Source organism: Serratia sp. TMDUHS_CL (genome assembly GCF_037137105.1).
Classification (GTDB): Bacteria; Pseudomonadota; Gammaproteobacteria; order Enterobacterales; family Enterobacteriaceae; genus Serratia; species Serratia nevei.
Genome location: NZ_JBBBDV010000024.1, coordinates 1 through 6870, shown reverse-complemented (window position 1 = coordinate 6870; position 6870 = coordinate 1). Strand labels below are relative to the sequence as shown.

8 protein-coding genes are annotated in these 6870 nt (G+C 58.4%); all 8 read left to right on the top strand.

The window, feature by feature from the left end:
* On the top strand, positions 1 to 900 hold a 900-nt coding region (locus tag WCL58_RS25100), incomplete at its 5' end, for a tyrosine-type recombinase/integrase (protein ID WP_336851746.1).
* 747 nt (positions 901 to 1647) lie between these two features.
* On the top strand, positions 1648 to 1911 hold the full coding sequence (locus tag WCL58_RS25095) for a helix-turn-helix transcriptional regulator (RefSeq protein WP_311265715.1): 264 nt from the start codon (positions 1648 to 1650) through the stop codon (positions 1909 to 1911).
* A complete protein-coding gene (locus tag WCL58_RS25090) occupies positions 1911 to 2123 on the top strand; it encodes a hypothetical protein (RefSeq protein ID WP_311266468.1) in 213 nt (70 codons plus the stop codon). Before WCL58_RS25095 ends, WCL58_RS25090 begins: the two co-directional genes overlap by 1 nt.
* Positions 2095 to 2652 carry a host cell division inhibitor Icd-like protein gene (locus WCL58_RS25085; protein ID WP_443005338.1) on the top strand — a complete coding sequence of 186 codons (558 nt, stop codon included), beginning with the start codon at positions 2095 to 2097 and terminating at the stop codon, positions 2650 to 2652. Before WCL58_RS25090 ends, WCL58_RS25085 begins: the two co-directional genes overlap by 29 nt.
* On the top strand, positions 2649 to 2912 hold the full coding sequence (locus WCL58_RS25080; RefSeq protein ID WP_015376748.1) for a hypothetical protein: 264 nt from the start codon (positions 2649 to 2651) through the stop codon (positions 2910 to 2912). The genes WCL58_RS25085 and WCL58_RS25080 overlap by 4 nt, the downstream gene beginning before the upstream one ends.
* Positions 2909 to 3244, top strand: a complete 336-nt coding sequence (locus WCL58_RS25075; RefSeq protein ID WP_261438605.1) for a DUF5375 domain-containing protein — start codon at positions 2909 to 2911, stop codon at positions 3242 to 3244. Before WCL58_RS25080 ends, WCL58_RS25075 begins: the two co-directional genes overlap by 4 nt.
* A gap of 10 nt (positions 3245 to 3254) precedes the next feature.
* Entirely contained in the window at positions 3255 to 5585 is a 2331-nt protein-coding gene (locus WCL58_RS25070; RefSeq protein WP_336851745.1) for a primase-helicase zinc-binding domain-containing protein, read from the top strand.
* A gap of 708 nt (positions 5586 to 6293) precedes the next feature.
* Positions 6294 to 6870 (top strand): tyrosine-type DNA invertase (locus WCL58_RS25065; RefSeq protein WP_336851744.1); only part of this gene is annotated, 577 nt, incomplete at its 3' end.

The following is a 6870-nucleotide window of genomic DNA, read 5'->3' as shown; positions in this document are numbered from 1 at the left end:
AACACCTTTGAAGCGATCGCGAAGGAGTGGCATCAGTCCAAATTGGCGACGTGGTCAGCAGGGTATGCGGCCGATATCATGGACGCGTTCAACATTGATATTTTCCCCTATCTGGGACAGCATCCCATTTCGGCGATAAAGCCGCTTGAGCTACTCACAGTGCTTCGCAAAATTGAGGCGCGTGGGGCGCTTGAGAAAATGCGTAAGGTCAGACAGCGCTGCGGTGAGGTCTTCCGATATGCCACGGCAACCGGGCGGGCGGAGTTCAACCCAGCCGCCGATCTCTCCAGCGTTTTGATTAGCCCAAAATCTACTCATTATCCTTTTTTATCCGTTGACGAAATCCCCGATTTTCTTGCGGCGCTGGAGATGCACTCCGGCAGTCGGTTGGTACAGCTGGCGACGAAGTTACTGATGTTGACCGGAGTCAGGGGGATTGAGCTGCGCATGGCGCAATGGCATGAGTTTGATCTGGATAACGCGCTTTGGGAAATTCCGCAGGAGCGCATGAAAATGCGCCGGGATCATCTCGTGCCGTTATCGACGCAGGCGGCGGCCATCCTGAATGAACTGAGAACCTATACTGGCAACTATCGCTATGTTTTCCCGGGCCGTAATGACGTCAACAAGCCGATGAGCGAAGCGAGTATCAACCAGCTCCTTAAGCGTATCGGCTATCACGGTCGACTCACCGGCCACGGCTTCAGGCACATGATGTCCACGATTTTGCATGAGCAGGACTTCAATACCGCCTGGATAGAGATGCAGCTCGCCCACGTGGACAAGAACGCCATTCGCGGCACTTACAACCATGCTCAGTACCTTGAGAAGCGTCGTGACATGTTGCAGTGGTACGCCGATTTTATCGCGGGCCTTGCTCGCCAGTCTCACAGCCAATAAAGCGTTAAAACCCCCTGGCGCGCAATGCTACCCCCGCCTCGCCTGCGCGCTTTGCGTGTCGCTTTTCATGCACCTGCATGAGTGGCCGCAGGCCGCGCCACTGCTGGTGCGGCAGGGGATGAAATGTGCATTTTCCTGCATGCAAAATCATGCACCCTGTGCATGCACGCGCAATTTGACACCCGCTAGCCAGAGAAAAAGCCCTTTTTTGATGACGGGGCGAGAGGGCGTTGCGCCTGGCGTTGTCGTGCGTCACTCAATGAGATGACCGAGGGCCGTTTCTGACGCGGGGGAAATGTGCTGCGCGCTGACGATAATCACATCTTACGTTTTTAGTTTTATTTATAACTCTTCATACTGTTCACCAAAATAAAAAAGTAGAGTTAAATCAGTAGGTAGTGGGGTGAAGAGTGGTGACTGTATCCGTTCACCCGGTGTTCACGCCTGTTCACCGGCTCCCGCGAGGCTTTTTCCCTGGCCAGCCGGGTGTTGGCGGTTTTTCCCTATTAATCAACTGCCCATTCATCGCTCAGGCTTTTCGGCCGGTTTGCCAACAAAGGTCAATAAATGCCAATAAAGGCCAATATCGGCCAACGTTGTCCACTCGATTGAAAAATAAGCATAAAATCTGTTCCACCACACAACAACACCTTGTTGCCACCCCGGTAAAACTTCACATAATAGGGCGCTACCGAAGTTCACACCGTTCCGGCCAGCGTTGGCCGGGCACCAAGAGGTAGCGTTTTTATGTTGACCGTTTCCACCCCCTCCCCATTCACCCCGTCGCCGGTGCTTCACAACGGCTACACCCCGCGCGAGCGCTTTATCCGCCTGCCTGAAGTGCTCTACACCACCGGCCTGTCCCGTTCCACCGTGTACGAGATGATGAGCCGCAAGCAGTTTCCGGTACAAGTTTCCCTCGGCGGTAAAAATGTCGCCTGGTTGGCCTCTGAGATCGAGCAGTGGATGGATGAACGTATTGCCAACCGTCATCAGGGGAGTGCCGAGTGATGCAGTTAACCCTCGGTCGACACCGTTTTACTCTGAGCGACAACGATGCCCTGTTTGTAGCGGAAGCCATCTTGTTGCAGCGCAAGCACCCGGACATCGTTTTACCTGAGCACCGCAGCGAAAAACACAATGTTATTCGTCTGACGAACCGGCAAGCCGAACTGCGTCAGTTCCGCGTTGGTAATGTGGTTGATCACAATGCGATCGATTGAACGTCCGGGGGCGTCTTACGGCTTGCCCCCCTGTCCGGCCTTGCGCTATAGTCCTCCCGCTGCCGCACAATCGGCAGCCGGGCGTGAGAACCCGTGTTACTCAATGGCGACACAACACGCGCCTGGCGTGTTTTTTTATGTCGCAGCCTTTGCTTGCTCATTTTTTGCGCGGTGGATGTTATGCTATCGCAGCAGTCAATCAATGGTGGCTCAGGCGGGGCAGCCTTCGGGCTGGCCGGTATTCATTGAGGCCGGTTTCTCACCCCCGTCTGGGCTACCACCCTTGCGTGAGAACTTCGGTGGTAGCAATAACCATGACTCAATGGAGGCTGCCACCATGGCTACGACCCTCACCCCAACTCACCCGACATTCTGTTTCCTGTTTGCGGCCGTGCGCCGTTCTGCGCTGACGGCGTCACCGCGTATTGTACGCACCGTGGCAGATACCGAATGCAACGCCCGCCGCCTGCTGGCCCGTGATTACGTGTTGTCCTTTGCCGGTCGTCTGCCGGTTAAGGCGGTGGCATGAACACCCTGGCCGACCGCTATTACCGCGACACCCATTACCCTATCCCGCACGCCGATTTTCTGCGTCTCCAGCATGCGCACGCCACCGGCGTGCTGTTCCTTGACCTGCTGGACACCCTCGACCTCGGCGGGCAGCGCCCCGATGCCGCGCAACAGGCATCGTTTGCCTCGGTCATTGCCTTGCTGACCGACCAGCTCGGCCACGTCGTCAACACCTGTGAATCCCAAATCCTTGCCCGCATGGAGGCCACCGCCGCATGAACACTGCATCCTGTTTACCGATTGAAGTCCGTACCGCCGTTTTCCGCCGCGCCGTGGCGCAAGCCTATCTGGATACCTGCGCCTTTTACCGGGTGAGCCTCGGGTACACGCTGGACGAGCTGCAGATGACGATTGCCCTGCGTCTGGAAGGGCACTTTGTGCGTCAGTACGGCCCAGAGGACGGCATGGATATGGCGTGCACCATGCTGAGTGACATGGTGCAGCCGGACGTTCTGGTGGCCGCGCCGCGCCTGACCGCGCTGGGGCAAAAGATGATGGACGAGCTGTGCTGTGAGCGCCTGTCGGCGGCACAGAACGCCACCGTACACTGAGGAGAAGAGCATGAGCGCCCAGTTCGTTTCCCAGACCGTACGCACCGCCACCGGCCAGTGGCCGGTGATACTCCCGGCGCTCGGCATCGCCTTGCAGCCGAACGGCAAGCCGCAGCCGTGTCCAACCTGCGGCGGCAAAGACCGCTTCCGTTTCGACAACCAGGATGGACGCGGCACCTGGTTCTGCAATCAGTGCGGGGCCGGTGACGGCCTCAACCTGGTGGAAAAGGCCCTGTCACTGTCTGCCCGGGCTGCCGCCGAACAGGTGGCTGCCGTGATGGGGGATAATGTCAGCGCTTTGCCACCGGCCACTGAGGCCGGTCATTCACCACAAGACAAGGCCGAGGCTCAGCGCAAGGCCGCGCGACAGGCACAGGCTCTGGTGGCTGCCGCTCAGTGCAAAAGCGGCAACGCCTATCTGAGCGCCAAGGGCTGGCCGGAGGCAGACACCCTGACCCTGCAGGGCCAGCCGTTGCGCGTTGGCGGTATCACCTTCCACCCCGGCGACCTCTTGTTGCCGCTGCATAACGCCGGAGGCGAGGTGGTTAACGTGCAGCTGATTAACGCCAATGGTGACAAGCGCATGCTGGCAGGCGGGCAGATGAAAGCCGCCTGTCATACCCTCTGCGGCCCGGACAACGCGGTTATCTGGCTCACCGAAGGCTACGCCACCGGCCTCACCGTGCACCGCCTGACCGGTAAGACGGTGTGCGTGGCACTCAGCGCTAACAACCTGGCCGCCGTGGCAGAGCAACTGCGCAGCCACTATCCGGATGCGCGGCTGCTGCTGGCAGCCGATAATGACCGCAGCGGCACCGGGCAGACCCGCGCCGCCGAGGCGGCCACACTCTCCGGTGGCACTCCGGCGTTGCCGACAGACATCGGCGACTGGAACGACGTCTACTGTCAGCAGGGCGCTGAGGCCACGCGCGCGCAGCTCCTGGCGTTCAGCCAGCCGCCGCAGCCCAGCCCGTTCGACACGCTGAGCGATGCTGACTTAAAAGCCATGAGCGCCAGCGAGAAGGCCGGGCTGTTGGCTGAACACTACGGCAACACCCTGGCGGTGCCGCCGGTGGGAGAGGAGCTGTGCCGCTATATGCGTGGCGCCTGGCAGGTGCTGCCGCACCGGCAGCTGAGCCGAGAGATTGCTGCGTTGTTCCAGAAGGTACGAGCACCGTTCTCCGCTGCGGGTATCAACAGCATTTTGGACACCCTCAAACTGATGGTGCCGCAGATGGGCGAACCGGCCCGCCGGTTGATAGGTTTTCGTAATGGCGTCTTTGATACCGTCAGCGGCCAGTTCAATGCCCACCGGCAAGAGCACTGGCTGCGCACCGTCAACAGCGTGGACTACACGCCGCCGCGGGCCGGGGAGAACCTGGCCGACCATGCACCGCACTTCTGGCAGTGGCTGACGCGGGCCGCCGGGGGCAACCACGACAAGCAGGAGCGTATTCTCGCGGCACTCTTTATGGTGCTGGCCAACCGCTACGACTGGCAGCTGTTCCTCGAGGTGACCGGCCCCGGCGGCAGCGGCAAGAGCGTGATGGCGGCCATCGCCCGGTTGCTCGCTGGGGCGGACAACACCACTTCCGCCACCATCGACAACCTGGAGTCGGCGCGCGAACGTGCCTCGGTGGTCGGCTACTCGCTGATACTCCTGCCTGACCAGGAGAAGTGGAGCGGTGACGGCGCGGGTATCAAGGCCATCACCGGCGGTGATGCGGTCGCTATCGACCCCAAATACCGCGACGCCTACGCCGCCCACATCCCGGCAGTGATACTGGCGGTCAACAACAACCCGATGCAGTTCAGCGACCGCAGCGGTGGGGTATCCCGCAGACGAGTAATTATTACCTTCCCGGACGCAATACCACTGGCCGAGCGCGACCCGCAGTTGCTGGAGAAAATCACCCGGGAGCTGGCCGTCATCGTGCGTCACCTGATGCAGCGCTTTGCCAACCCGAACGAGGCCCGCACCCTGCTTCAGGCGCAGCAAAGCTCAGACGAGGCGCTGACCATCAAACGCCAGGCCGACCCGCTGGTTGATTTTTGTGGTTACCTGACGGTGCTAGGTGCGCCGGAAGGGATGATGATAGGCAATGCCAATATCACCCCACCGAACCCGCGCCGTTACCTGTACCACGCCTACCTGTCGTTTATGGCGGCACGGGGCTATCAGCACGTGATGAACCTGACGGCGTTTGGCCTGGCGGTACCGCAGACGCTGAAAGAGTATGAACACACGCTGCTCAAACGTCGTACCAAGCAGGGTATCCAAACCAACCTGCGGCTGAATGATGACTGTGACGTGGATTGGTTACCAAAGTGTGAGGTGTAACAGGGACAAGGCACTACGACGATCGGCTGTGCCGATCAATTACCCACACATTGATCTGCCGAACCCATTGGACGTGGGGCGAGGGGCGGCCTAGAGTGGTGGCGAACAAGACATTCCGCCACACCAGGGCATTACCTGGCCGCAGAGCGGTCGGTATCATAACAACAAACGCTTTCCCAACCGGCTTCGGCCGGTTTTTACGTTCTGAGCCCCCAAGCAAAAAAGCTCACCATTATCACGTAGAGTGATTAATTTTATTTGCTCGCCCTACGCTAACGTTGCTATGACTGTGCTGTATTTTTGAGCATTAACGGTGTGTCGGTGTTGCACTATCGCGTATTTGTCATGCCATATGAGGTCAACGAGATAAATATGAGCACGGCGCATAGCACGGTGGAAGCGAGGGTATAGACAGGTTGTCATATTGGCCTGCCCCAACGTTTTTCGGCGGGCAGGGCAACTCCAACGGTTCTTTTGTTGCAAATTAGTCTCAGTACCGATTTTGGGTCGTGATATCATCCCGCCTACCAGCTATACGCTGGTAATATATTTTGTTTTGCGCGATTTTTTGATTTGATGCTCTGAGCGGTTCATCTGCGGTAATCAATAAAATGGAAGCCCCCAAGGGGTGATTATCGTGTTTTACACGAGAAAAAGGACGGGATAATTCGCGATGTAAAATGCGTCTCGAGCGTGTTAAGAGGTGGTATGAACCAACGAAAGCATTTGACGCAGTCAGAGGTGGAAAGCCTGCTGGCCTGCGCAAAAGAGAGTAAAAACCCGGAGCGGGATTATTGTCTGGTGTACATGAGCTTTATCCACGGATTTCGAGTCAGCGAAGTGTGCCGGCTGCGGCTGTCGGATATGGACCTGCGGGCGAAGAGTCTGTTCATCAGGCGGATGAAGAACGGCTTCAGTACCAATCATCCGCTGCTGGGTAACGAGATAAAGGCGATACGTGCCTGGCTCAAGGTGCGCAAGACCAAATCCGGCGCCGAGAGCGACTGGCTGTTTCTGTCCCGCCAGGGCGGCCAGTTGACGCGTCAGCGGGTGTATCAGCTTATCAGCCAGTTTGGGGCGCAGGCCAATATCTCCGTGACGCCGCATCCGCATATGTTGCGCCATGCCTGCGGTTTCGCGCTGGCTGACCGGGGGATTGATACGCGGTTGATACAAGATTACCTGGGTCACCGTAATATCCGGCACACGGTACGTTACACGGCCAGTAATGCCGAGCGGTTTGAGGGCGTATGGCAAGGAAAAGTCAAACTGCGAGGGAGACAAA

What these genes read in the sequence shown, in the direction of transcription:
- WCL58_RS25095 (WP_311265715.1), top strand. Translation starts at nt 1,648, where the DNA reads ATGTTGACCGTTTCCACCCCCTCCCCATTCACCCCGTCGCCGGTGCTT.
- WCL58_RS25090 (WP_311266468.1), top strand. Translation starts at nt 1,911, where the DNA reads ATGCAGTTAACCCTCGGTCGACACCGTTTTACTCTGAGCGACAACGAT.
- WCL58_RS25085 (WP_443005338.1), top strand. Translation starts at nt 2,095, where the DNA reads ATGTGGTTGATCACAATGCGATCGATTGAACGTCCGGGGGCGTCTTAC.
- WCL58_RS25080 (WP_015376748.1), top strand. Translation starts at nt 2,649, where the DNA reads ATGAACACCCTGGCCGACCGCTATTACCGCGACACCCATTACCCTATC.
- WCL58_RS25075 (WP_261438605.1), top strand. Translation starts at nt 2,909, where the DNA reads ATGAACACTGCATCCTGTTTACCGATTGAAGTCCGTACCGCCGTTTTC.
- WCL58_RS25070 (WP_336851745.1), top strand. Translation starts at nt 3,255, where the DNA reads ATGAGCGCCCAGTTCGTTTCCCAGACCGTACGCACCGCCACCGGCCAG.